The sequence below is a fragment of the Xenorhabdus sp. BG5 genome, from assembly GCF_015163665.1.
In the GTDB taxonomy this organism is placed as follows: Bacteria; Pseudomonadota; Gammaproteobacteria; order Enterobacterales; family Enterobacteriaceae; genus Xenorhabdus.
The window spans coordinates 29,034-54,369 of record NZ_JADEUG010000010.1; the positions used below are offsets into that span (position 1 = coordinate 29,034).

Annotated in this window: 23 protein-coding genes; 11 read left to right on the forward strand and 12 right to left on the reverse strand. The window is 42.9% G+C overall.

All coding sequences use genetic code 11. From position 1 onward, the window contains the following. The first annotated feature begins 143 nt into the window (after positions 1-143). Positions 144-1,592 carry a tRNA uracil 4-sulfurtransferase ThiI gene (gene thiI / locus IQ209_RS07245; RefSeq protein WP_193850354.1) on the forward strand — a complete coding sequence of 483 codons (1,449 nt, stop codon included), beginning with the start codon at positions 144-146 and terminating at the stop codon, positions 1,590-1,592. An 87-nt stretch (positions 1,593-1,679) separates the two neighbouring features. Here thiI and yajL read toward each other — a convergent pair whose 3' ends face one another. Then, positions 1,680-2,276, reverse strand: a complete 597-nt coding sequence (gene yajL, locus IQ209_RS07250) for a protein deglycase YajL (RefSeq protein ID WP_193850356.1) — start codon at positions 2,274-2,276, stop codon at positions 1,680-1,682. Then, positions 2,239-3,150, reverse strand: a complete 912-nt coding sequence (gene panE / locus IQ209_RS07255; protein ID WP_193850358.1) for a 2-dehydropantoate 2-reductase — start codon at positions 3,148-3,150, stop codon at positions 2,239-2,241. The genes yajL and panE overlap by 38 nt, the downstream gene beginning before the upstream one ends. A gap of 125 nt (positions 3,151-3,275) precedes the next feature. Between panE and IQ209_RS07260 the strand changes: the two genes are divergently transcribed. Next, positions 3,276-3,767 carry a YajQ family cyclic di-GMP-binding protein gene (locus tag IQ209_RS07260; RefSeq protein ID WP_193850360.1) on the forward strand — a complete coding sequence of 164 codons (492 nt, stop codon included), beginning with the start codon at positions 3,276-3,278 and terminating at the stop codon, positions 3,765-3,767. Between the two features lie 79 nt (positions 3,768-3,846). Here IQ209_RS07260 and IQ209_RS07265 read toward each other — a convergent pair whose 3' ends face one another. From IQ209_RS07265 to IQ209_RS07305, 9 genes are all read right to left on the reverse strand, one after another. Next, complete coding sequence (locus tag IQ209_RS07265; RefSeq protein ID WP_193850362.1) at positions 3,847-5,214, reverse strand: MFS transporter; 1,368 nt, start codon at positions 5,212-5,214, stop codon at positions 3,847-3,849. Between the two features lie 140 nt (positions 5,215-5,354). Further along, on the reverse strand, positions 5,355-6,239 hold the full coding sequence (cyoE, locus tag IQ209_RS07270) for a heme o synthase (RefSeq protein WP_193850364.1): 885 nt from the start codon (positions 6,237-6,239) through the stop codon (positions 5,355-5,357). A 12-nt stretch (positions 6,240-6,251) separates the two neighbouring features. After that, complete coding sequence (locus tag IQ209_RS07275) at positions 6,252-6,584, reverse strand: cytochrome o ubiquinol oxidase subunit IV (RefSeq protein ID WP_074019286.1); 333 nt, start codon at positions 6,582-6,584, stop codon at positions 6,252-6,254. Continuing rightward, positions 6,584-7,195 carry a cytochrome o ubiquinol oxidase subunit III gene (locus IQ209_RS07280; protein WP_193850366.1) on the reverse strand — a complete coding sequence of 204 codons (612 nt, stop codon included), beginning with the start codon at positions 7,193-7,195 and terminating at the stop codon, positions 6,584-6,586. The genes IQ209_RS07275 and IQ209_RS07280 overlap by 1 nt, the downstream gene beginning before the upstream one ends. After that, positions 7,195-9,177 carry a cytochrome o ubiquinol oxidase subunit I gene (gene cyoB, locus IQ209_RS07285; protein WP_193850368.1) on the reverse strand — a complete coding sequence of 661 codons (1,983 nt, stop codon included), beginning with the start codon at positions 9,175-9,177 and terminating at the stop codon, positions 7,195-7,197. The genes IQ209_RS07280 and cyoB overlap by 1 nt, the downstream gene beginning before the upstream one ends. 4 nt (positions 9,178-9,181) lie before the next feature. After that, entirely contained in the window at positions 9,182-10,147 is a 966-nt protein-coding gene (cyoA, locus tag IQ209_RS07290; protein ID WP_193850370.1) for a cytochrome o ubiquinol oxidase subunit II, read from the reverse strand. Positions 10,148-10,497: 350 nt separating this feature from the next. Continuing rightward, positions 10,498-11,265: an outer membrane protein OmpK gene (locus IQ209_RS07295; RefSeq protein ID WP_193850372.1), complete on the reverse strand. Its 768-nt coding sequence runs from the start codon at positions 11,263-11,265 to the stop codon at positions 10,498-10,500. Positions 11,266-11,541: 276 nt separating this feature from the next. Continuing rightward, positions 11,542-13,071 carry a muropeptide MFS transporter AmpG gene (gene ampG / locus IQ209_RS07300; protein WP_193850374.1) on the reverse strand — a complete coding sequence of 510 codons (1,530 nt, stop codon included), beginning with the start codon at positions 13,069-13,071 and terminating at the stop codon, positions 11,542-11,544. A gap of 71 nt (positions 13,072-13,142) precedes the next feature. Further along, entirely contained in the window at positions 13,143-13,721 is a 579-nt protein-coding gene (locus tag IQ209_RS07305; protein ID WP_193850376.1) for a lipoprotein, read from the reverse strand. 261 nt (positions 13,722-13,982) lie between these two features. Between IQ209_RS07305 and bolA the strand changes: the two genes are divergently transcribed. The 9 genes from bolA to IQ209_RS07350 all read left to right on the forward strand — a co-directional run bounded on the left by bolA (position 13,983) and on the right by IQ209_RS07350 (position 24,543). Then, positions 13,983-14,306, forward strand: coding sequence for a transcriptional regulator BolA (gene bolA / locus IQ209_RS07310; RefSeq protein WP_193850378.1), 324 nt, complete (start codon positions 13,983-13,985; stop codon positions 14,304-14,306). 392 nt (positions 14,307-14,698) lie between these two features. Beyond that, the gene (tig, locus tag IQ209_RS07315; RefSeq protein ID WP_193850380.1) at positions 14,699-16,003 is read left to right on the forward strand and encodes a trigger factor; all 1,305 of its coding nucleotides are present in this window, start codon (positions 14,699-14,701) and stop codon (positions 16,001-16,003) included. 270 nt (positions 16,004-16,273) lie between these two features. Next, on the forward strand, positions 16,274-16,897 hold the full coding sequence (clpP, locus tag IQ209_RS07320; protein ID WP_193850382.1) for an ATP-dependent Clp endopeptidase proteolytic subunit ClpP: 624 nt from the start codon (positions 16,274-16,276) through the stop codon (positions 16,895-16,897). Between the two features lie 140 nt (positions 16,898-17,037). Continuing rightward, the gene (gene clpX / locus IQ209_RS07325; protein ID WP_099132488.1) at positions 17,038-18,309 is read left to right on the forward strand and encodes an ATP-dependent protease ATP-binding subunit ClpX; all 1,272 of its coding nucleotides are present in this window, start codon (positions 17,038-17,040) and stop codon (positions 18,307-18,309) included. Positions 18,310-18,515: 206 nt separating this feature from the next. Next, positions 18,516-20,870 (forward strand): endopeptidase La, encoded by a 2,355-nt coding sequence (lon, locus tag IQ209_RS07330; RefSeq protein ID WP_193850384.1) that lies wholly within the window; start codon positions 18,516-18,518, stop codon positions 20,868-20,870. 234 nt (positions 20,871-21,104) lie between these two features. After that, complete coding sequence (gene hupB, locus IQ209_RS07335; protein ID WP_228005770.1) at positions 21,105-21,389, forward strand: nucleoid-associated protein HU-beta; 285 nt, start codon at positions 21,105-21,107, stop codon at positions 21,387-21,389. Positions 21,390-21,563: 174 nt separating this feature from the next. Further along, complete coding sequence (ppiD, locus tag IQ209_RS07340; protein ID WP_193850388.1) at positions 21,564-23,444, forward strand: peptidylprolyl isomerase; 1,881 nt, start codon at positions 21,564-21,566, stop codon at positions 23,442-23,444. A gap of 162 nt (positions 23,445-23,606) precedes the next feature. Beyond that, positions 23,607-23,990 carry a ComEA family DNA-binding protein gene (locus IQ209_RS07345; RefSeq protein WP_193850390.1) on the forward strand — a complete coding sequence of 128 codons (384 nt, stop codon included), beginning with the start codon at positions 23,607-23,609 and terminating at the stop codon, positions 23,988-23,990. Between the two features lie 145 nt (positions 23,991-24,135). Beyond that, on the forward strand, positions 24,136-24,543 hold the full coding sequence (locus tag IQ209_RS07350) for a thioesterase family protein (protein WP_193850392.1): 408 nt from the start codon (positions 24,136-24,138) through the stop codon (positions 24,541-24,543). 75 nt (positions 24,544-24,618) lie between these two features. Here the strand turns inward: IQ209_RS07350 and queC are convergent, their stop codons facing one another. Then, on the reverse strand, positions 24,619-25,317 hold the full coding sequence (gene queC, locus IQ209_RS07355; protein ID WP_193850394.1) for a 7-cyano-7-deazaguanine synthase QueC: 699 nt from the start codon (positions 25,315-25,317) through the stop codon (positions 24,619-24,621). Between the last annotated feature and the right edge of the window lie 19 nt (positions 25,318-25,336).

Genomic DNA, 25,336 nt, shown 5'->3' on the forward strand with positions numbered 1-25,336 from the left:
TTATAGTCGGTTTTTGCAGTCGATTTTTTACAGGTGATAACCCAGATGGTGTTATACTCTGCACCCTATCCAACTGAACACTTAAGAACAATCATTGATATTGTTGATGATAGTTCAACATTGAATGACTACTATATCTTACTATGAAGTTTATCATTAAATTATTCCCAGAAATTACGATTAAAAGCCAGACCGTCCGGTTGCGCTTTATTAAAATTCTTGCCAGCAATATCCGTAATGTGTTGAAGACCTTCGGAGAAGGCATTGCTGTTGTTCGCCATTGGGATAATATCGAAGTTCGGGTTAAGGACGATAACCTTGGTGCGGAAATTTGTGACGCACTGACACGCATTCCAGGTATCCACCATATCCTGCAAGTAGAAGAGCGGGATTTTCGTGATCTGCATCATATCTTTGAGCAAACCTACGAAACTTACGGCCATTTACTGCATGGTAAAACATTTTGTGTTCGCGCAAAGCGCCGTGGTAAACACAGTTTTACATCCAATGAAGTTGAACGCTATGTTGGTGGCGGCTTGAATCAACATATTGAATCAGCCAAGGTGAAACTGACCAAGCCTGATGTCACCGTGAATCTGGAAATTGAGCAGGATAAGTTGATTCTGGTTAAAGCCCGTCATGAAGGGATTGGCGGGTTTCCTATAGGTACGCAGGAAGATGTACTGTCATTGATTTCCGGTGGATTTGATTCCGGCGTTTCCAGCTATATGTTGATGCGTCGTGGCTGCCGTGTGCACTACTGTTTCTTTAATCTTGGTGGCGCAGCCCATGAAATTGGCGTAAAGCAGGTTGCCCATTATTTGTGGAACCGATTTGGCAGCTCACATAAAGTCCGTTTCGTTGCTGTTAATTTTGAACCTGTCGTGGCTGAAATTCTGGAAAAAGTTGATGACGGGCAGATGGGAGTTGTGCTGAAAAGAATGATGGTCAGAGCAGCTTCCAGGGTTGCAGAACGCTATGGTGTACAGGCGATTGTAACCGGTGAGGCCTTGGGGCAGGTATCCAGCCAGACTTTGACTAACTTAAGGTTGATTGACAATGTTTCAGATACGTTGATCCTCCGTCCCCTGATTTCCCACGATAAAGAACACATTATTAAGCTGGCTCGTGAGATTGGCACCGAAGATTTTGCCCGCACTATGCCGGAATTTTGTGGTGTGATATCAAAAAGCCCGACAGTGAAAGCCGTTAAAGCCAAAATTGAAGCAGAGGAAAACAATTTTGACTTTGCGATCTTAGAACGCGTGGTTAGTGAAGCCCAGAATCTGGATATCCGCCAAATTGCAGAGCAATCCAGTGAGCAAGTGGTGGAAGTGGAAATGGTATCTGCACTTTCCCCTAATGATGTGTTATTGGATATCCGTTCCCCCGATGAACAGGATAATCGTCCGTTAAATATAGCCGGTATTGAAATTCAGTCATTGCCTTTCTATAAACTGGGCACCCAGTTTGGTGATCTGCCGAAAGAAAAAACGTATCTGCTTTATTGTGAGCGTGGTGTGATGAGCCGTTTACAGGCACTTTATCTGTGTGAACAAGGCTTCGGCAATGTTAAGGTGTATCGACCTTAATTGGCCCTTAAGGCACAAGGCTGCTTACGGAACCGATCCGATAAGCAGCCTATGTTGTATCTTCTTCCCTTTTATAGGGTGAGATGATTACTGGATGTTTTGGTAATTATTAATACCAGGGGGTAAAACGAGTTGGGCGGCAACTTCTGCGGCTTTTTCTTTTCCTTTCAACAATTCAATCAGTTTCAAGGCGAAGTCAAAAGCAGTGGCAGGCCCTTGGCTGGTCAGTAAATTAACCCTTTCGTCAAAATAAACCCGTTTATCAATCCATTTTTCCGGTGCAATCTTATCCTGCATACTGGGATAGCCAGTCATATTTCCGACAGGGAAAAGGTGATGATATTCCAATACAACTGCCGGAGAAGCACAGATTGCCGCAATAATTTTCCCCTGACTTTGTGCGGTTCGAATTTTTTCTACTACCAGTAAGCTGTCACGAAAACATTCTGCACCTTTTATGCCTCCCGGCAGAATAATGGCATCAAAATCTTCGTCAACGACATTAACCAAAGGGATATCGGCCACGATTTTGACACCGCGTGAGCAGGTTAATGTGAGGGAACCATCGGATTCTGCACTGGCTACGGTAACATTAATTCCCGCCCGAACAAGTAGATCAATTGTCGTGACAGCCTCGGTTTCTTCACTACCGTGGGCGAGACAAATAAGGGCTGAGGCGCTCATATTCTTCCTCCTTGCGTTTAATGTAATGATAAACAGCAGTATTTTCTGTAATTGGCACACCGTGAACACGGGCTCGACGCATTAAAAAACCGGTAATGTAGTCTATTTCTGTATGTCGCTGTGCCCGTACATCTTGCAGCATGGATGAGTAATTTTCAGCGGTTTGCTCAATTACGTTCATGACATAATCAATCAATGTTTGTTTGGTTGTATGGATACTGTCATGTTTCATAACTTGGTAAATTTCGCCACATAATGCCTGAATTTGTGTCTGGTGATGCAGTAAGTCACCATTTTTGCAGTCATAGATGACGGTGAGAGGATTAATGACGCAGTTGACGGCAAGTTTCATCCAACTGATAGCATGTATTTCATTATGCCATGCTACATCGGGCAGGGCGCAGTGTAAAACATCAGCCAGATCGCTGAGTTTGGCGGTATTGGCTGTTATGGCACCAATGTGAGTTATCCCTTGTGATGTATAGTGCACAATGCCATTTTTTCGATAGGCTCCATGCGTAGTTACGCCAAGTAAAATAGGGTTGGGCAGAGGCGCGAATTCTTCCTGGGTTCCCATTCCATTATGCAATAACAGGATTGGGCAATGGGGAGACAGTTTGTCAGCAAGGTGATTGACCGCGTCAGACACTTGCCACGCTTTTAAACAAACGAGGAATAACTTGCTTTCAGCAAGGTGTTTTTCGTCGTTGGCAGGAAATTGTTGATTAAAAGCCTGACCATTGAAGTTTTCGATCTGGACGGAAATAACAGACTGCGGAACTCTTAGCCATCCCTGAACACTATGATTCTGTTGGGATAAAGCGGCAAGCCACAGTTTACCTATAGCGCCACAGCCAAGAACGGTTATTTTCATATTTCTTCCTGATCTGAAAATAGGATAATTGCAAAAAGAGCGTTGGGCTTCCGAGTATAGAGCTTTTGCCAATAATGGAAAGCGGTTATCATGCCGATTTATTGATTAGCTGGAGGTGACGGGTAATGCCATCATTTGATATTGTTTCTGAAGTTGATATGCAAGAAGTGCGTAATGCAGTAGAAAACGCACAGCGTGAGTTAAGCAATCGTTGGGATTTTCGTAACGTCCCTGCGAGTTTTGAATTAAACGAAAAGAATGAATCGATCAAAATTGCCAGCGAATCTGATTTTCAGGTGAACCAACTCGTCGATATTCTGCGTGAAAAGTTTGCTAAACGAGGAATTGATGGCTCTGTAATCAACATTCCTGAAAATATGGTTCATAGTGGCAAAACGTATAGTGTAGAAGCGACCTTACTGCAAGGTATCGAGACGCCGTTAGCGAAGAAGATTGTGAAGCTGATTAAAGACAGTAAGCTGAAGGTACAGGCCCAGATTCAAGGTGAGCAAGTGCGGGTAACAGGTAAGGCGCGCGATGATTTGCAAAGTGTCATGGCATTGGTTCGTGGTGCAGAATTGGGACAGCCTTTCCAGTTTACTAATTTCCGCGATTAATTTCCGTCATTATCCTAAGAGTGAATAATTAATCATAGTACGGTGTTTAGTAACACCGTACTTGTTATAAATACCCAAGCTATTTATGGGATAATACAAGCTGTTCTAACTGGTTGCGATTGGTTAGTTTAGTATCGACTTTGATATACGCACTGTGTTCTTCTGGTGCGATGACAACATCTTTTACACCAGCTTGCGCCAATATCTTTTTCTCCAAAACCTCAGCGTTGCTGAGTTTTTCTGGCAAAATGAGCCTGATGCTGCTGACATAGGGGGGTTGCTGTAAGGTCAGGCTGATAATAAACCAGAATGCGGTCAGCGCGATGCCTCCCATAAAGACAAGTGATGCACCTTGCCATTCGTAAAGTATTCCCCCAAGGAAACCTCCCAAAGCAACGCCAAGAAATTGACTGGTAGAATAAACGCCCATAGCAGTGCCTTTGTAACCCGCTGGTGCCTCTTTACTGATGAGTGAAGGCAAGATTGCTTCCATGATATTAAATGCAAGGAAGAAAATTTGAATACCTGCAAAGATCCCCCAAAGATGCGATCCCTGAGACCATAAAACAGCTTCAGCGATGAATAGCATAGCTATACACAGCAAAAATACCTGTTTCATGCGACGTTTTGTTTCTGCGTAAATAATGAAAGGCAAAACGGCGACAAAAGAGATAAGTGTGGTAATTAAATACACTTTCCAATGTTGTTGTGGAGGAAAACCCACTTTTTCCATAATAAGGGGAAGGGCAACAAAGCTCGACATCAATAAGGTATGCAGGCAGAGAATACCAAAATTGAGTTTGATGAGTTGGGGATCGAAAAGCACACGTTTGAAGCTGCCGCGTGCAATACCTGACTCACGATTTAATAAATGCTTGTGTGTATTGGGTACGGCAAAAAGTGTGATCAGTATTCCGCAGCAAGCCAAGATTGCAATTGCTCCAAATAGGCCATTTAAACCGATTTGGTGGGTGATAATAGGGCCGACAACAATAGCAAAAGCGAATGTAATGCCAAAGCTAATGCCAATAAATGCCATTGCTTTTGTTCGATTCTGCTCACGAGTCAGGTCTGAAAGTAATGCCATGATAGCGGCGGATATTGCCCCTGTGCCTTGTAAGGCTCGCCCGATAATAATACCCCAAATAGAGTCGCTTAAGGCGGCAATAACACTGCCTAATGCAAAAATGAGTAGCCCGCCGATGATTAAAGGTTTTCTGCCAATTTTGTCTGAAAGAAGCCCAAATGGGATCTGGAATATTGCCTGTGTTAAGCCGTAGATGCCAATGGCAATTCCGATAAGTGCTTCAGTCGCATCATGTAACGCTAAACCATAGGTCGTCAGAACTGGCAGAACCATGAACATGCCTAACATGCGCAGGGAGAAAACAGAACCTAAGCCCCATGTTGCCCGAAGTTCAAGCGGAGTCATTTTATTATCGTTCATGGATACCTCAAAAAATCTGGTATGACATTTCAATTAAGTGGGAGCAAACAAAAAAGAAGTGTTTGTAACCGAATAAGTTGTCATTGAATAGAGATAAAAGAAAGGAAAAAGATGGCAGGGTTTAGCCTGCCATCTAAATATTACCAGACGTAAGTCAGTAGGTTTTCTGGTGATGCTGTTGAATCTACAGACATCATGACGCTTAATGACATGATAGCGACGATAGAAAACAGAAATAACTTACGGGCCCAAATACGGTCATTAGCGGTTTTATAACCTGATAATGCCATACCCAACCACCAGATGCTCACTGCGGCAGCGACGATAAGGTATTTATAACCCGCATAACCGCTGATGGCCAGCATCAAAGTGGCAACCATAAAGGCCAGAATATACAAAGTGATGTGGTTTTTCGCTACGGAAATACCTTTAATCACGGGTAATACTGGGATGTTGGCCGCTTGATAATCTTTGAACCGAAAAATAGCAATGGCATAAGAGTGGGGCATTTGCCACAGGCTGAAGATCAGCAATAAAATCAACGCGCCTGTATCAAAATGCCCTGTTACTGCACAGTAACCAATCACGGGAGGTGCTGCGCCTGACAAGCTACCAACCAGCGTGCCATAAACAGATTTTCTTTTCATGTAGAGGCTATAAACCCCAACATAAACGATAAACCCGATGAGAGCTAACTGCATTGCTAAGACATTAGCTGCTACATAAAGCAGCACTATGCCAACAATACCTAACACTGAGGCGTAAATCAGGCTGATTTTCGGATCGATAAGCCCTTTCACAAGGACTCTTTCTTTCGTTCTTTCCATGATACGGTCAATATCGCGGTCGATATAGTTGTTGAATACACAACCTGATGCTACCACCAGCGATACCCCGCCCATCGTTGCAAAGAACAAGGGGTAATCTATTACGCCCTTGGAAGCGAGTAGAAAACCACCAATCGCAGAAATTAGATTTCCGAAAATAATTCCTGGTTTGGTCACTTGCAGGTATTGCTTAATCATTCAAATCAACCCTTAATCAACCATCATATTGATGTTCAGGTTGTACATAATCCACAGAGAGCCAACAACAACGATAGCGATGACTACTAATGTGAATATTAAGGCAACGAGGTTCCAACGCTCTTCAGACGATGTATTCATGTGCAGGAAGCAGATGAAATGAACAAAAATCTGAATAACAGCCATAGCGACTACTGTCACCAGAATTGTGCTGTGTGAAGCAGTGCCATCCATCACCATCCAGAATGGGATCACGGTCAGTATGACTGACAGAACAAAACCAATTAGATAGGTTTTGAAGCTACCGTGGCTTGCGCCGGAATGAGAAGTATTTGGATGACTCATTACATAGCTCCCATCAGATAAACGATAGTAAATACACAGATCCAGACAACGTCAAGGAAGTGCCAGAACAGGCTCAGGCAGTTCAGACGCATACGGGTCACATTAGTCAAGCCACGGCGTGAAACTTGAACCATCAGGATAACGATCCAAATCAGGCCGATTGTTACGTGCAGACCGTGAGTGGCAACCAGTGCGAAGAAGGCAGACAGGAACGCACTACGATCAGGGCCAAAGCCTTCTGAGATCAGTTTATGGAATTCATAAACTTCCATTGAAACGAAGCCAAGGCCAAACAGGAAGGTAATGAATAGCCACAAATTAACCTGACCCGTTTTACCTTTGTTCATGCCCAGCATGGCGAAACCATAGGTGATACTACTAAACAGCAGCAAGAAGGTTTCTACCAGTACAAATGGCAGTTCAAAAATATCCTTACCCGTTGGGCCACCCGCAGTGCCGTTAACTAACACGGCATAGGTAGCGAACAGACTTGCAAACAGAATCAAGTCACTCATCAGGTAGATCCAGAAGCCAAATATCTTGTTAGCTCCTGTATCGTGGTGCCCATGAGTATCATGGGCGGCTGTGTTGTTAATGGTTTGAGTCGACATTATTTCACACCTGCCTTTCTCAGATCTTCGTAACGCTGATTTTCAACTTTCTCGATTTCAGCTACAGGAACGTAATAATCAACGTCTTCGTCAAAGCTTTTCACGATGCAACTGATGATGATGCCAGCGAAGCTTGCAATAGCCATCCACCAGATATGCCAGATCAAAGCAAAGCCTAAGGTCAGACAGAAAGCACTGATAATCACACCTGCACCGGTATTTTTAGGCATATGAATTTCTTCATATTTAGCAGGACGCTTATATTCAGTACCTTTTTCTTTCACATCCCACCACGCATCACGAGTCTGAATGTGTGGAACTTCCGCGAAGTTATAGAACGGAGGTGGAGATGATGTTGACCATTCCAGAGTACGGCCACCCCATGGATCACCGGTCAGATCACGGTTCTGCTCACGGTCACGGATACTGACGTAGAACTGGATAACCTGACACAGAATACCAAGAGCGATAAGCACAACACCGCCTGCTGCAACCACCAGCAAAGGATGGAATTCAGGGTTGATATCCTGGCTTAGACGACGAGTCATGCCCATGAAGCCCAGCGCATACAGCGGCATAAAGGCAACGAAGAAACCTGTGATCCAGAACCAGAATGCACGAACGCCCCATTTTTCATTCAGCGTGAAACCAAATGCTTTCGGGAACCAGTAAGTAGTACCAGCAAAACAGCCGAATACCACACCACCGATGATAACGTTATGGAAGTGAGCGATCAGGAACAGACTGTTATGCAGAACGAAGTTTGCACCTGGTACTGCCAGCAGAACACCAGTCATACCACCAATGGAGAAGGTAACCAAGAAGCCAACCGTCCACAACATTGGGGTTTTGAATTCAATACGACCACGGTACATGGTGAACAGCCAGTTGAAGATCTTAACCCCAGTTGGGATGGAGATAATCATCGTGGCGATACCAAAGAAGGCGTTAACGTTCGCGCCGGAACCCATGGTAAAGAAGTGGTGCAACCAGACAATGAACGACAGGATGGTAATAACGATTGTTGCCCACACCAGTGAGGTATAACCAAACAGGCGTTTTTTCGAGAAGGTTGCAGTGACTTCGGAGAAAATACCGAAGACAGGTAGAACCAGAATGTAAACTTCAGGATGGCCCCAAGCCCAGATCAGGTTGATGTACATCATCATGTTGCCGCCCATATCGTTGGTAAAGAAATGGGTGCCCAGATAACGATCCAGGGTTAGCAACGCGACGGTTACTGTCAGGATTGGGAACGCGGCAATAATCAGGATGTTGGTGCACAGTGAAGCCCAAGTGAAGACTGGCATTTTCATCATGGACATACCTGGTGCACGCATACGCAGGATGGTCACGAAGAAGTTAACACCGGTCAGCAATGTACCGACACCAGAGAGCTGAAGACTCCATATCCAGTAGTCAACACCGACTCCTGGGTTGTACTCCAGACCAGATAGAGGCGGGTACGCCAACCAACCGGTTTGTGCAAACTCACCTACTCCCAGAGAGATGTTGATCAGTGCGACACCGACAACAAATAACCAGAAGCTCAAAGAGTTTAAGAATGGGAATGCAACGTCACGCGCGCCGATTTGCAGAGGAACAACAATGTTCATCAGGCCGACAACGAAAGGCATCGCCATAAAGAAGATCATGATAACGCCGTGAGCGGTGAAGATCTGATCATAATGGTGCGGGGGCAGGAAACCGGCTTCACCCGCGGAAGCTAAGGCTTGCTGTCCACGCATCATGATGGCGTCAGCGAAACCACGGAGCATCATCACCATGGCAACGACGATGTACATGACACCAATTTTCTTATGGTCAACGCTGGTTAACCATTCACTCCAAAGCCATTTCCATTTACGGAAATAAGTCAAGGAACCAACAACTGCCAGTCCCCCAAGCAAGATCCCAAGTAATGTCACCACAATAATGGGTTCATGTAATGGGACCGCATCCAGTGTTAATTTTCCCCACATGCCTTTATTCCTCAACACCTGAATGAGCCGGCTGACTCATATTCATATTATGACCCGCAGCTTCACCATGTTCTGTTTTGCCGTGAGCAGCCATACCATGCATACCACCATGGCCCATGTCACCCATGAATTTGGCGATAGTCTCTTGGAACAGTTTTGGTTTCACGCTTGAGAAGTATTCAACGGGATTGTTTTGGCTAGGTTTAGCCAAGCCATTGAATGCTTGTACGGTATCCAGGGTTTTCGGTGAAGCTTTCACTTTCTGCACCCACTCTTCAAACCCTGCACGATCATCAGTCGCGGTTGCAGTGAATTTCATGCCTGAGAAGCCATGACCACTATAACTTGCTGAGAATCCATCGTATTTGCCCGCTGAGTTAGCAATCAGGTGCAATTTTGTCTGCATGCCCGCCATTGCATAAATCTGACCACCTAACTGTGGGATGAAGAAAGAGTTCATCACAGAGTCTGAGGTGATTTTGAAGTTAATTGGAACATCTTTCGGGAATACGATTTCGTTTACAGTTGCGATACCCTGTTCCGGATAGATAAACAGCCATTTCCAGTCAAGGGAAATAACTTCAATTGTCACCGGTTTTACATCACTGTCCAATGGCTTATATGGATCAAGTTCATGCGTCGTTTTCCATGTAATCGTCGCCAAGGTGATGATAATCAGGATAGGCACAGTCCAAACGACAAGCTCAATTTTATTTGAGTGTGCCCAGTTTGGACGATAAGTTGCAGATTTATTGGCTTCCCGGTAACGTAAGGCAAAAATGATTGCCATTACAATAGCCGGTATAACAACGATCAGCATCAAACCAAACGCTGTCAGTATCAGCGTTTTTTGTTCGACGCCGATCGCCCCTTTGGGATTCATCAATACCATATCACAACCACTTAGCATTAAAGTGGCTGCGAGTAATGACGATAACCCAATAGTTTTTTTGTATTTCATAAGTCTCATTGAGCGACCCCAGATAACAAAAGCTTTATTGTCGTTTCATCAGTGCGGGCATTCTACGGTAAGGTTACCGGAGTGTAAACAATTGTAATAGAAGCAGGTTGGCTTGTGGGCTTTTTATGTTAGAGGGATCACATGTGATTCTAAATTTAACAAAACGTTAATTTCGGTTGGTTATCTTAACCAAAAAATCAAAATAGACAATTAATTTCAAATAACCATTTGTTTTTAAAGTAAATTACTTGATAGAAATTAAAGAAAAAATCCAAAAAAAAGCTTTCTTATCGATAAGATAACTGTTATTTATTGGTTTCAATGAGCAGCATCAGGCTGCTCACCGATTAAATTAATTATTAGAAATTATATTTTACACTGTAAACAATACCATCCTGCAAGAAATCTTCTCCCAGTTTGTTATCCGCATAACGGTACTGAACCCCGGTAGTAAAAGAAGGATGTGGAGTCCACCATAATGCAATAGCGCCATTAATGCCTTCACGTCCGCCGTTACCGTAGCGTTCATTGCGGTTCAATTCAATTTCATTCCAGTTTGTAACACTGAATTTTTGTTCCCAAAGGTTGAAATCGTATCCTGCAACCCAGCCTACGACATAACCGTTATTGCCTGAATAGAAAGTTTGGTCAACATAATGCAGTGCGACAAAAGGCTTGAACCACAGGCCACCAATATTAGCATTATAGCCTAATCCATAGAGTGTATTGACTTCATGGAAGTTTCCACCGTTTGCTTTGCCTGGTAATGAATAGGTCCCATAAACATGGCCATAAAGGTTGAAACCGGTATCACCCAGATAGAAACGGCCTGTTGTCTTGAAAGTATAACGTTGGTTATCGCCCGGTTGGGCTGTTTTACTGTTAAAAGAATTCTCTAAATCAGCGAAACCATATAGTTCGCCCCAGCTAAATCCTGCTCCACCTTCCAGTTCTAAATAAGCAAAATCATCCTTATGTGAGGTTTGTCCGGTTTTATGAGTGGTATGTTTGCTCCAGTCAAGGTAGTTCATGCTGACATTGCCAAATCCCGACTGGTATTCCGCACTGGCTGAAGCAGAAACTAAAGCTGTGGCAATTGCGGTGAGTGTCAAAATACGTTTTTTCATAAATTCCCTTTATATGGTTTTAAGGTGGTTAACGCTATTTCGAATAGTTCGAAATAATATGCGTTCAAATAATAATATTTGTTAGTTAAAATATAAATAATTTCACTTTGAAAAAATGTTTTTTAGGCCACAAAATTGTAGGTTTTTACTCTTCTTGTGAAGTTTGTCACTATATAAACTCGATAAGCTAGCAATATAAATTGGTGACAGAAGGCTGAGCTTTGTCAACCTTCTGCTATAGGCAGGTGTGAAAAGGTATTGAATGGGAACAGTAAACTAGGCGAGCTTACTTTTCTTTAAAGCCAAATAATCTAATATTCCACCTAAAAGAAAGCCCAGGGTTCCAATGATGACACTCAAGGATAACAGTGGAGATATCCATTCACTGATTTCATGCATATATAGTATGTATTCTGGCGATATCGTGTATACCAGAGAGACTAAGTGAATGATGATAAACAGTACGCTGCTGATAATTAACCAAACTATAAATATCAAGGCGGCCAATATCATGATAGTAAAGGCAAATTTATAAGCATTCTTGAATAGTGTTCGAGGCAGAAAATCATCATTTTTCTCGGTATAAGTCAGTGTCTTACGGCAGATAAACAACAACACAAGTCCCGGCAATCCGATAATAACAGAAAATAGATAAAACATTGGCCAGCCATAAGCTTCTGCAAACCATCCTGCAACTGGGCCAACATAAACTCGGCCAACTGAGGATAATGCAGAAAGTAACGCGAACTGTGTTGCTGAAAATGATTTATTACATAAGGTCATTAGAAGAGCAACGAAAGCCGCTGTTCCCATGCCGCCACAGATATTTTCCAGAAAAATTGCCGACCCCATTAGGTAGATATCTTTAGGGGTAATGGCAAGTATCCAATAACCGAAGTTTGAAACAGTTTGAAGAATGCCAAAGATCATCAGGGCACGGAACAAGCTTAACCTATGCATCAAATAACCGCCGTACAATGCGCCGACAATGGTTGCAGCGAGTCCGAGAGTTTTGTTGATCATACCGACTTCGACCGGATTGAAACCGACACCACGAATAAGGAAAGGTGTGCTGAGTGAGAGTGCAAAAGCATCTGCCAGTTTGTACAGTACAATCAGTAGCAAGATAAGCCAGGCATTGTTGCGGCTGAAAAAATCAAACAATGGCTCGAATACCGCCTGATGTAATGTTTTTGGTGGTGCTGTATTGATTTCTGGTTCTTTGGCTGTAAGCGTGGCATAAACACCGATCAGCATCAGGCCAGCCATAACCCAATACATATTTTGCCAGCCAATATAGGTGGCGAGTAACAAGGCCAATCCACCAGAAACCAGCATAGCCAACCGATAACCCAATACGGAAATGGCGGCACCTGATCCTCGTTCTTCCTGAGATAACGAGTCGGTTTTATAGGCATCAAAAATAATATCTTGGGAAGCTGAGAAGAATGCAACAGCAACAGCCAATGCAGCAAGCCACCATAAATGCTGGGAAGGTTGCAGGAACCCCATTGCTGCAATACTGACGATCAATAAAAGTTGAGTAGCGAGCATCCACCCCCGGCGGCGTCCTAAAAAGGAGGGAGTATATCGATCCATTGTGGGTGCCCAGAGAAACTTAAAAACATAGGCTTGACCAACCAAAGTGAAAAAACCGATAGTTCGGATATCGATGTTTTCGACAGTCATCCATGCTTGTAACGTTCCAGCTGTGAGTGCAAGAGGCAGGCCTGAGGCAAAGCCTAGTAAGAGAAGGGTTCGATAGTTGCGTAATGCAGATAGGTTTAAATAACGGTGGTTAGTCATGGGCCTCCCAAAACTTTCTGCATACTCTCTAATTTTGTCAGAATTAGGCAGAAAGTTTGTTCATTATCCTGTTAGTGGACGTTTTGTTTGATAAAGGTGCTAATTGACGCATCCTGAGCCATGTCTGCGATCACATCAGATAAGACAGTATTGACTGCATCAGCAATTTTTGTGTTTGTTGCTGCCAATGGTCCCTGAGCATTGTAGCTGGTACGATAATTTTTGATTTGTTTACTACCGTCTTGAGCATAAGCAATGATAGAGATTTCCGCTTTGGCTGAAATATCATGACGAAGACTGCCTTCTTTCACATTGGCGTAGAGTTGATTGACAACGATCTGCAAATTGGCATTGGCGGGAGAGCCAATCATATAGCCGCGAGCCACCATTTGTTTTTCCAGCGCTTCTTGTAGTAAGAAGCGTAAATCACGGGAAGGAACTAAGGTAACTAATCGCGCATTACGATTAATTTGGGCCAGGGCTTGAGATTGACGTTGGTCGACCCCACTAATACTGACTGTGATCGCTTTCATGGTTGGATCTGCTGGAGGCAGGGTAATTTTAGGCTGAATAGCTAATGTGTTGCCTGAGTCTGCACAGCCAGATAAAAAGAAAAGCGTAATCAATGGAATAAATATTTTCTTTAGCATGTAGGTTTTCTCAATTCAAGATTCGGATACTCAATATTAATACTGATAATTTAAACCGTAGCTTAAACCGCCGTAATCATAGCATCGCCATGGGTAGCGGCATATCCCTGATGATTGAAACATGGTTTGAAATATCGTGAGAAATACCTGACGTAAATTCTGTTAAGGAGATTGGGTTACCCCGATGTTATAAATCACGGGAAATAATCTAAAATCAATGACGTGGTTGATAAATAACCTTTGGTGATTTAGGAGAATGGGATGGTTCGTCAAGAAATAGAAACAAAGTTACAGGCGGCATTTAAGCCTTCTCATCTGGAAGTGACCGATGAAAGTTATCGTCACAATGTGCCAGCGGGTTCTGAAAGCCATTTTAAAATTGTTATCATAAGCAATGAATTTGTTGAACAAAGAATGCTTAGTCGCCATCGCTCAGTATATAGTGTTTTAGCTAAAGAATTAGAGGAAGGTGTACATGCTTTGGCACTGCATACCTATACGGAGAAGGAGTGGACAGAACTAGCAGACACTGTTCTGGCTTCTCCGGCATGTCGTGGTGGAAGTACAACAACATCAAGCTTGTGATTTTTCGAGTTAATCTCATAGCTTGTTTGTCTCTATTTTATTAATCTGGATTTAATTTTAGCTAGCAGCCTTCGGGCTGTATTTTTGTTTATATGCATATTGCATCAACAGTATCATCATAAACAATATTGTGACGTAGTCATTGAGCAACGTTTATCACATAAGTCAACAAATCATGCATGCTTTTGTCTGCAATTCTCGACTCATACTGTCTGCGCCGCTATAATGCTGCGTCTAAATTTTTAGAATGGTTTCGGGACGCTTCTGATCACAGGGATTCTCGGTTTTTAAATGCGACCGCCCCGGTTCTTAAAGAGTACTGCAATCAGCTTTTTAAGCCTTGCAGCCATTCTGAAGTTGACCGAGCACTATGATTTTTTTGAGGTAACAAGATGCAAGTTTCTGTTGAAACCACTCAAGGCCTTGGGCGTCGTGTGTCAATCACCGTTCCTGCTGCCGATATCGAAAAAGCAGTTGACAGTGAACTGGTTAATGTAGCAAAGAAAGTCCGTATCGATGGCTTTCGTAAGGGCAAAGTGCCAATGAAGATCGTTAAGCAGCGTTATGGCGCTTCTGTTCTTCAAGATGTTCTGGGTGATCTGATGCAGCGCAATTTCATCAATGCGATCATTGAGCAGAAAATCAATCCAGCAGGCGCACCAAGCTACAAACCTGAACAGTTTAAAGAAGGTGAAGACTTCACTTACGCAGTTGAATTTGAAGTTTATCCAGAAATTGAACTGAAAGGTCTGGAAGAAATCGAAGTTGAAAAACCTGTTGTTGAAGTAAAAGATGCAGACGTTGACAACATGCTGGACACGCTGCGTAAACAGCAGGCAGATTGGAAAGAAACTGATGAAGCAGCAGCTGCGGAAGATCGTGTCACTGTTGATTTCACTGGCTCCATTGATGGTGAAGAGTTCGAAGGCGGTAAATCAACTGATTTCGTTCTGGCGATGGGCCAGGGTCGTATGATCCCAGGTTTTGAAGATGGTATCGTTGGTCACAAAGCAGGCGAAGAATTTACTATCGATGTGACTTTCCCAGAAGATTACCATGCAGAAAATCTGAAAGGTAAAGCGGCGAAGTTCTTGATCAACTTGAAAAAAGTTGAACAGCGTGAACTGCCAGAGCTGACTGAAGAGTTTATCAAGCGTTTTGGTATTGCTGATAGTTCTGTTGACGGTTTGCGTGCCGAAGTTCGCAAGAACATGGAACGTGAACTGAAAAATGCTGTTCGCAACAACATCAAAACTCAGGTTTTGGATGGTCTGGTTAAGGCTAACGAAATTGAAGTTCCTGCGGCTGTTGTTGACAGTGAAATTGATGTACTGCGTCGTCAGGCTGCTCAGCGTTTTGGCGGTAGTGAAACACAAGCTCTGGAACTGCCACGTGAGCTGTTCGAAGAGCAGGCTAAACGCCGTGTTGTTGTTGGCTTGCTGTTAGGCGAAGTTATCAGCAGCAATGAGCTGAAAGTCGAAGAAGATCGCGTTACTGCGTTGATCGAAGAGATGGCTACAGCTTATGAAGATCCAAAAGAAGTTGTTGAGTACTACAGCAAAAATAAAGAAATGATGAACAACATTCGCAACATTGCTCTGGAAGAGCAGGCTGTTGAACTTGTTCTGAGCAAAGCGAAAGTTTCTGAAAAAGAAGCTGGCTTCAATGAACTTATGAATCAAAATCAATTGGCATAAGTTTCATTTATTGATTGCCTGAGATGATGAAACCTCACTCTCAATGAAGTGAAGCGAAGTAAACCCGCAGGCTATGCTTGCGGGTTTTTTTATTGTTCTTGAAAAAAACAGATTTAACCTCATATCCTTTCTTACTATTATGTAAGAGCTTACTACTTTTTAGGGGGGAAAAGCCCCTTGTTAGTTAACTTTGGATCATGGTCATCATCGCTTATCTCAAGTAGAATCAGTTATGAATGGCACCAGCGTGAGTTCTATTAGGAGACGGAAATGTCATACAGTGGCAAGCAAGATCAATATGCACCTAACATGTCTTTGGTGCCGATGGTGGTTGAACAAACAGCACGTGGCGAGCGTGCATTTGATATCTTCTCCCGCTTATTAAAGGATCGTATTATTTTTCTGACTGGGCCTGTTGAAGATCATATGGCGAACTTGATCGTTGCCCAAATGCTATTCTTGGAAGCAGAAAACCCAGAAAAAGATATTCATTTATATATCAACTCACCTGGTGGGGTTATTACGGCAGGCATGTCTATTTATGACACGATGCAATTTATCAAACCAGATGTGAGTACTATTTGTATGGGACAGGCCTGTTCAATGGGAGCATTCCTGCTGACTGCTGGAGCAGAAGGGAAGCGTTTCTGTCTGTCAAATTCCAGGGTTATGATTCACCAGCCATTAGGTGGTTTCCAGGGGCAGGCGACTGATATTGAGATCCATGCGCAGGAAATCCTCAAGGTTAAAGCGCGTATGAACGAATTGATGGCGAAACATACCGGACAGCCACTTGAGAAGATCGTTAAGGATACAGAACGAGATCGTTTCTTGTCAGCCGAAGAGTCCGTAGAATACGGGTTGGTTGATAGTATATTCACCCAGCGCAGCTAATTATTAATTAATTTATTACTCCGATGCTAGCCTTTTCTCTAAGCGTTTCTTAATGTTGACGCCAAACTAGGCGGAGTAATAGCGTTTTTTCTGTTATGCCGGACAAACTGGGATAACAGTTCATAAAGTGAGGTTGACTGATGACAGATAAGCGCAAAGACGGTTCAGGAAAGCTGCTGTATTGCTCTTTCTGCGGGAAAAGCCAACATGAAGTACGGAAATTAATAGCCGGCCCGTCAGTGTATATCTGCGATGAATGTGTCGATTTATGTAACGATATCATTCGCGAAGAAATTAAAGAGCTGGTACCACATCGTGAGCGTAGTGCATTGCCTACCCCTCATGAAATTCGCCAACATCTGGACGATTATGTTATCGGCCAGGAAACAGCGAAAAAAGTGTTAGCAGTTGCGGTTTATAATCATTACAAGAGATTGCGTAATGGTGACTCCACTAACGGTGTGGAACTCGGCAAAAGTAATATTCTGTTGATTGGCCCGACAGGTAGCGGTAAAACGTTATTGGCAGAGACATTAGCTCGCTATTTAGACGTTCCGTTTACTATGGCTGACGCCACGACATTAACCGAAGCGGGTTATGTCGGGGAAGATGTAGAAAATATTATCCAAAAACTTCTGCAAAAATGTGACTACGATGTGCAGAAAGCACAACGTGGTATCGTGTATATTGATGAAATTGATAAAATTTCCCGTAAGTCTGATAACCCATCAATTACTCGCGATGTGTCAGGAGAAGGGGTTCAGCAGGCCCTGTTGAAACTGATTGAAGGCACGGTGGCAGCGGTTCCTCCTCAAGGTGGTCGTAAGCATCCACAGCAGGAATTCTTGCAAGTTGATACATCCAAGATTCTGTTTATCTGCGGCGGTGCATTTGCCGGCTTGGATAAAGTCGTCAGCCAGCGTTTGAATATCAGTTCAGGTATTGGTTTTAGTGCTACAGTTAGGGGTGAATCAGAGAAAGCCACAGAAGGTGAATTGCTGTCTGAGGTTGAACCGGAAGATTTGATTAAATTTGGGTTAATTCCCGAATTCATTGGCCGTCTGCCCGTTGTGGCAACGCTGACCGAACTTAATGAAGAAGCACTGATTCAGATCCTACAGGAACCGAAAAATGCGCTGACCAAACAGTATCAGGCCCTGTTTAATCTTGAGGGTGTCGAACTGGAGTTCAGAAAAGAGGCATTGACTGCCATAGCGAAAAAAGCAATGGCACGTAAAACGGGTGCTCGTGGTCTTCGTTCAATTGTTGAGGACGTTTTACTGGATACAATGTACGATCTGCCATCGATGGAACACGTAGAGAAAGTTGTCGTTGATGAAACGGTTGTTGAAGATAATTCCGCACCATTATTGATATATAGCAAGCCGGATGCCCAAGTTTCTGGTGAGTGAAGAAATGGAGTAGGAAGCACCGATTATCAATAGGCATTGAAAAAAACAAATGAGGGAGTATCCCTCATTTTGTTTTTTGCCGGTATAGGCTATTGAATGTCAGATTCCTGTCCCCATATATTTTATATTCTTTGAAGTGAAACTCGTGAAAACCGTGTTTCACGAGATTCCTAAAACTGGCGAAAGCTAAACGAAGAGAGAGCTCTATGAATCCTGAGCGTTCTGAACGCATAGAAATCCCTGTATTGCCTTTGCGCGATGTAGTGGTTTACCCACATATGGTGATCCCTCTGTTTGTTGGGCGTGAGAAGTCGATTCATTGCCTGGAAGCAGCAATGGAGCACGACAAACAAGTCATGTTGGTCGCGCAAAAAGAAGCATCTACTGATGAGCCGGGAGTCAATGATCTTTTCTCCGTAGGTACAGTGGCTTCTGTTTTACAGATGTTAAAGTTACCAGATGGCACAGTAAAAGTTCTGGTTGAAGGCTTGCAGCGTGCTCGCATTACCACGTTGACGGATAATGGCGAGTATTTCTATGCACAAGTTGAATACTCTGAATCCCCTGACGTTGATGAGCGTGAGCAAGAAGTTCTGGTAAGAACGGTTATTAACCAGTTTGAAGGTTATGTCAAACTGAATAAAAAGATCCCGCCAGAAGTATTAACATCATTGCACAGTATTGAAGATGCGGCAAAATTAGCAGACACCATTGCTGCACATATGCCTTTGAAAATAAACGACAAACAGACAGTTTTAGAAATGTCCAATGTTGTTGAACGCATTGAATACCTGATAGCAATGATGGAATCAGAAATCGATCTGTTACAGGTAGAAAAACGTATCCGTAATCGCGTTAAAAAACAGATGGAAAAAAGCCAGCGCGAGTACTACCTGAATGAGCAAATGAAAGCGATCCAGAAAGAATTGGGTGAGATGGATGATGCACCTGATGAATATGAGACGCTGAAACGTAAGATCGAAGACGCGAAAATGCCGAAAGAGGCTCGCGAGAAAGCCGAAGCTGAATTGCAGAAATTAAAAATGATGTCTCCGATGTCGGCAGAAGCAACGGTTGTTCGTAGTTACATTGACTGGATGGTGCAAGTTCCTTGGGTTTCACGTAGCAAGGTAAAGAAAGATTTAATAAAAGCTCAGGAAGTACTGGATACAGACCATTATGGTTTGGAGCGTGTCAAAGAGCGTATTCTTGAATATCTTGCGGTACAGAGCCGCGTTAGCAAGCTTAAGGGCCCGATACTTTGTTTGGTCGGGCCGCCTGGTGTGGGAAAAACCTCATTGGGCCGTTCTATCGCACGTGCAACTGGGCGTAAATATGTGCGTATGGCATTGGGTGGTGTACGTGATGAAGCGGAGATCCGTGGACATCGTCGTACCTATATTGGCTCAATGCCGGGCAAATTAATCCAGAAAATGTCCAAGGTAGGGGTTAAAAATCCACTGTTCTTGCTGGATGAAATCGACAAAATGTCATCCGACATGCGTGGTGATCCGGCTTCAGCATTGTTAGAGGTGCTTGATCCTGAACAAAACGTAGCATTTAACGATCATTACCTGGAAGTTGATTACGATCTCTCCGATGTTATGTTCGTGGCAACATCTAACTCTATGAATATTCCTGCTCCATTGCTGGATCGTATGGAGGTTATTCGTCTATCGGGCTATACCGAAGATGAAAAATTGAATATTGCTAAGCGTCATCTGCTGCCAAAACAGATCGAGCGTAACGCTCTGAAAAAAGACGAATTGACTATCGATGATGGTGCAATTATTGGCATTATCCGTTACTACACTCGTGAGGCTGGCGTTCGTAGTTTGGAACGTGAAATCTCTAAATTGTGTCGTAAAGCGGTTAAAGCATTACTGATGGATAAGAAACTTAAGCACATCGAAATTAATGCGGATAACCTGAAAGATTATCTGGGTGTGCAGAAAGTGGATTATGGTCGTGCTGATACAGAAAATCGAGTTGGTCAGGTAACTGGCCTGGCATGGACAGAAGTTGGTGGTGATTTGCTGACGATTGAAACAGCCAGTGTACCAGGTAAAGGTAAATTGACTTATACCGGTTCATTGGGTGAAGTGATGCAGGAATCCATCCAGGCGGCATTGACAGTCGTTCGTGCTCGTGCTGATAAGTTGGGTATCAGCTCTGATTTCCATGAGAAACGTGATATTCATGTTCATGTACCGGAAGGAGCAACACCAAAAGATGGCCCAAGTGCGGGAATTGCAATGTGCACCGCGTTGGTCTCTTGCCTGACGGGTAATCCAGTTCGTGCTGACGTAGCCATGACAGGGGAAATTACTCTGCGTGGTCTAGTACTGCCAATCGGTGGCTTGAAAGAGAAACTGCTGGCAGCGCATCGTGGAGGAATTAAAACGGTTTTGATCCCAGATGACAATAAACGAGATCTGGAAGAGATCCCACAGAATGTGATCCAAGATCTGGAGATCCATCCCGTCAAGCGTATAGAAGATGTTTTATCTATCGCTTTGCAGGAACCCGCATTTGGTGCAGAAGTGGTATCACTAAAATAGTACAAAAATAATGAGCTAACTCAAGAACTGTATATAAAATTCAGGTTGGTGAGCACATTCAGGCTTGCCAGCCTTTTTTTGTGTCATTAAGTTAGATTAGTCTAATTATCTAATTAAAAATTTTGCTGTTCCATGATTTCTTGCTAATACTGGAAAAGGATTGATATGACGGCATAACTGCCGTGTTATCTGTTGTAAATCGGTTTCCGTTACGATAGTAATACTAAAATGGGGATGATAAGAGTGAATAAGTCACAACTGATCGACAAAATTGCTGCTGATGCCAACCTTTCTAAGGCAGCGGCCGGACGTGTAGTAGATGCATTCATTTCTTCCGTATCTGGTGCATTGAAAAACAGTGATGATGTCGCTTTAGTGGGGTTTGGTACGTTTACTGTACGTGAGCGTGCTGCGCGTACAGGACGCAACCCTCAGACAGGCAAGGAAATCAAGATCGCAGCAGCAAAAGTACCTGCTTTCCGAGCTGGAAAGGGGTTAAAAGACGCTGTTAATGGTTAATGAGCAGGCAACAGGCTCTGGTTTTTGTTATTGCAATAAACTTCAACTGACTGGGCCTTGTTGATAGGCTAGAATATAAGCGCATCAATTGATTGGTGCGCTTTTTTTCTCTTAGCGTTTGAATTGTCGTAATATGACAGTTTCTTTTTCACTAAAGCGGAGTTTTACGTCTTTATGATGGACAACCTACGCACGGCGGCGAACGGTCCTGTGCTCAAAATTGTGTTGGCGCTAATTATCCTGACTTTCCTGGTGACAGGGGTAACCGGTTACCTGTCAAGCGAAAGTGGTAATTATGCTGCCAAAGTGAATGGCCAAACCATTAGTCGTGCTCAGCTAGAGCAGGCATTTTTGCAAGAAAAAAATGCTCAGCAGGAGAAGCTGGGAGATGAATTCTCAACTTTGTTAAGCGATGAACAGATGCTACAGCAGCTTCGGCGCCAATCATTGGAGAGACTTATCAATGCCACTTTGATTGAACAATATGCCCGCAAGCTGGGTTTATCAGCAAGCGACAATCAGGTTGCACAGGAGATACGTAACCTACCGTTTCTCCAGACTGACGGCCAATTTGATAACAACAAATATCAGGAGTATTTAAACTGGCTTTCTCATTCAAACATCAGCCCTGATAATTTTGCGGAACAGGTTCGTCAGGAACTGATTAATCGCCAGTTGAAGCAAATTGTTATAGGGGCGGAAATTGCCTTACCGCCAGAAATAAAACAGGAAGCAGCATTATTTCTGCAAGAAAGGACCGTACGTTTTGCGACTCTTGAATTGAAGTCAATTGAAGAGAAGCAAACAGTGACTGATGAAGAGCTGAAAAAATACTATGACGCAAATAGTCAGCATTTCACTGTGCCAGAAAAAGTGAAAGTCAGTTATATCAAAATGGATGCTGCCAATGAACTGAAAGATGTCACTGTATCTGATGCTGATATTGAAAAATATTATAAAAACAACCTGGCAAAATACACTAAACCTGAACAGAAGAAGTATAGCTTTATTCAACTGGATTCAGACTCTGTCGCTAAATCGGTTTTGGATGAGTTAAAAAAAGGGGCTGATTTTAGTCAATTGGCGTCAGAAAAATCGACTGATAAGTTTTCTGCTCAAAAGGGGGGAGATTTGGGATGGATGGAAGAAAATTCTCTGCCTAATGAGCTCAAATCAGCGAATTTGACACAGAAAGGGCAATTTTCCGATGTGGTCAAATTATCTAATGGATATGCCATTTTCCGTTTAGATGATATTAAGTCTCAGGAAGTCAAACCGTTGGTGGATGAGCGTTCGGAAATAGAAAAAATTGTTAAGCAGGAAAAAGCGGTTGATGCTTTCTATGCATTACAGCGGAAAGTGAGTGATGCCGCAGTTAATGATAATGAGTCTTTGGCAGCAGCAGAAAGAGCGGCGGGTTATCAAGCCGTGACCACGGACTGGTTTGATCGCAATCATGTTCCCACTGAGATTAATTTCAACCAAGTTGTTCAGGCTATTTTCTCTGGCAATTTGATTGATGATAAAGGCGCGACAGGAATTAACTCTGATGTCATTTCGGTTGAAGGCGATAGAGCTTTTATTCTGCGTGTTGACAATGTTAAGCCTGAGACAGTCCAGTCGTTTGAACAGGCCAAACCTGAAGTGGCTGAATTAGTGAAACGCCAGAAAGCAGAAAAACAACTTCAGATTGAAAGTGAAAAACTACTGACTGCCCTGAAAGAAGGCAAAGGTGAGCAAGCATTGAAAACCGCGGGAATTCAGTTCGAGCAACCTACCGTGATAAAACATCTGTCACAAACCAATCAGGCTACCGATGTGGCATTCACTTTACCTCATCCTAAAGAGGGTAAGCCTGTATATGGATTAGCTCAAGATGAACTGGGTAACGCTGTGCTTATCCAATTGGATCAAGTTGTTCCTGGATCTGTTACAGATGATCTGCTCAAACAATATATGGTGGGTTATCAGTATCAAACCGGTAATATCATGCTGGAGTCACTAATAATGAATTTACGTGATGATGCGGATATTAAATTCGGTCAACTTGAATAAAATTGCGAAGTTACTCGCATCTGTTTTTGCAACATAGCAATTGAAAAAGGCCACTTTCGTGGCCTTTCGCATATCTGAACCTTGCTTGTTGCCCGGAAATATTATTATGGCAATCTCTCTTTCACCAACAAAACATGCACCATAAAACATGGAGAGATTTACATGAAATATTTAAGGATATTATTTAATTCACTCATGATGGCATTGTGTATCAGCATGCCATTAACTCATGCCGCTACCGTTAATGAATCTACTGATAAAGTGGTGAAACAACCTGTTAAAACCACCGTTGAAGACAGTAAAGTGAAAGAAGGGGGAGGGCAAGTTTCAGGCCAACAATTACAGGGAAAAGGTGTTGTTAATATTAATACTGCAAGTACTGAAGAGTTGGCGAAAGAACTCAATGGGATTGGCGCTAAAAAAGCACAGGCGATTATTGAGTATCGTGAAAAATATGGTCCTTTTACAGCAATAGAGCAATTACAGGAAGTGCAAGGTATTGGTCCGATTTTTATAGAGAAAAATCGAGATAAATTGACTTACTAAGTGTTATGCCCTCTTGTGTATTGCCAGTCATTTAATCAAGAGGGCTGTGATATCGATCAAGAATAATTGATTAAACACTATTGTCATTAAATTGTTTTGCTATTGTTATGTTTTATCTGGTCGGATGAGTGTGGGGGAAATAGCAATGAGCACGATTATCAAAGTCAGGGGTTACCATATTGATCTTTTCCAGCATGTGAACAATGCTCGTTATTTGGAATTTATGGAAGCAGCTCGCTGGGATTTACTTACTGAAGATGACACGCTGGAATGGTTAAATTGTAAGAATATTGGTTTTGTTGTGGTGAATATCAATATTAATTATCGCTATCCAGCCGTGATTACAGATGAGCTGGAAGTGAAATCTTCGATGCGAGAGTTACGTAACAAAAGCGGTACATTTTTTCAGGAGATTATTCGCAGGGGTGATAATCAAATTATTGCAGATGCTTTAACTACATTTGCTTGTATTGATTTGAAAACTCAAAAAGCGTTAGTTTTAGAAGGTGAATTACGAGAAAGGATGGAAGCATATAAAAACAATGCCGAATAACGATAAGATAAAAATGTGGAATGAGAGGCTCGTGGAACCTCTCATGGATAATATTAATGAGATAAAATGTTTTGACTAACTGAGATGTGTTTTGGATTTCATATCTAACATCGTGGCTTGGGTATTGCTTAAATAATAATTTAATCCTTTAGCCCTGAGGTGGCAGGCAGCGCATTCACCGCATCCGTCACCTTGAATACCGTTGTAGCACGTAAGGGTTCTATTGCGAACAAAATCTAATTTTTGATAATAATCTGCCAATGCCCAAGTTTCCGCTTTGTTTAACCACATTAGAGGGGTTGCGAAACGAATATCACGAGCGATACCAAGGCTGACTGCTTTATTGAGTGCTTTGACAAATTCATCACGACAATCTGGATAGCCCGAAAAATCTGTTTCACAAACGCCAGTAATAACGACTTCAGCTTCAACCTGATAAGCATAAATTGCCGCCAGAGTTAAAAATAATATATTACGGCCAGGCACAAAAGTACTTGGGAGGCTACTTTTTTCACTTTCACTGAAATCGGGTACGGGAATATTGTCTCTTGTCAGGCTACTGATTGCGAGTTCGTTCAATAAAGTAACATCAAGTACTTTGTGGGCAGCAGCGCCCAATTCTTTGCTTATACGACAAGCTACATCAATTTCAGCACGATGACGCTGTCCATAATCAAAGGTGACACAGTGAACTTCGTCATATTGGTGGAGTGCCTGAATTAAACAAGTGGTGGAATCCTGTCCACCACTGAATACAACAACGGCTCGTTTCATGATATCTACCTCGGTAAAT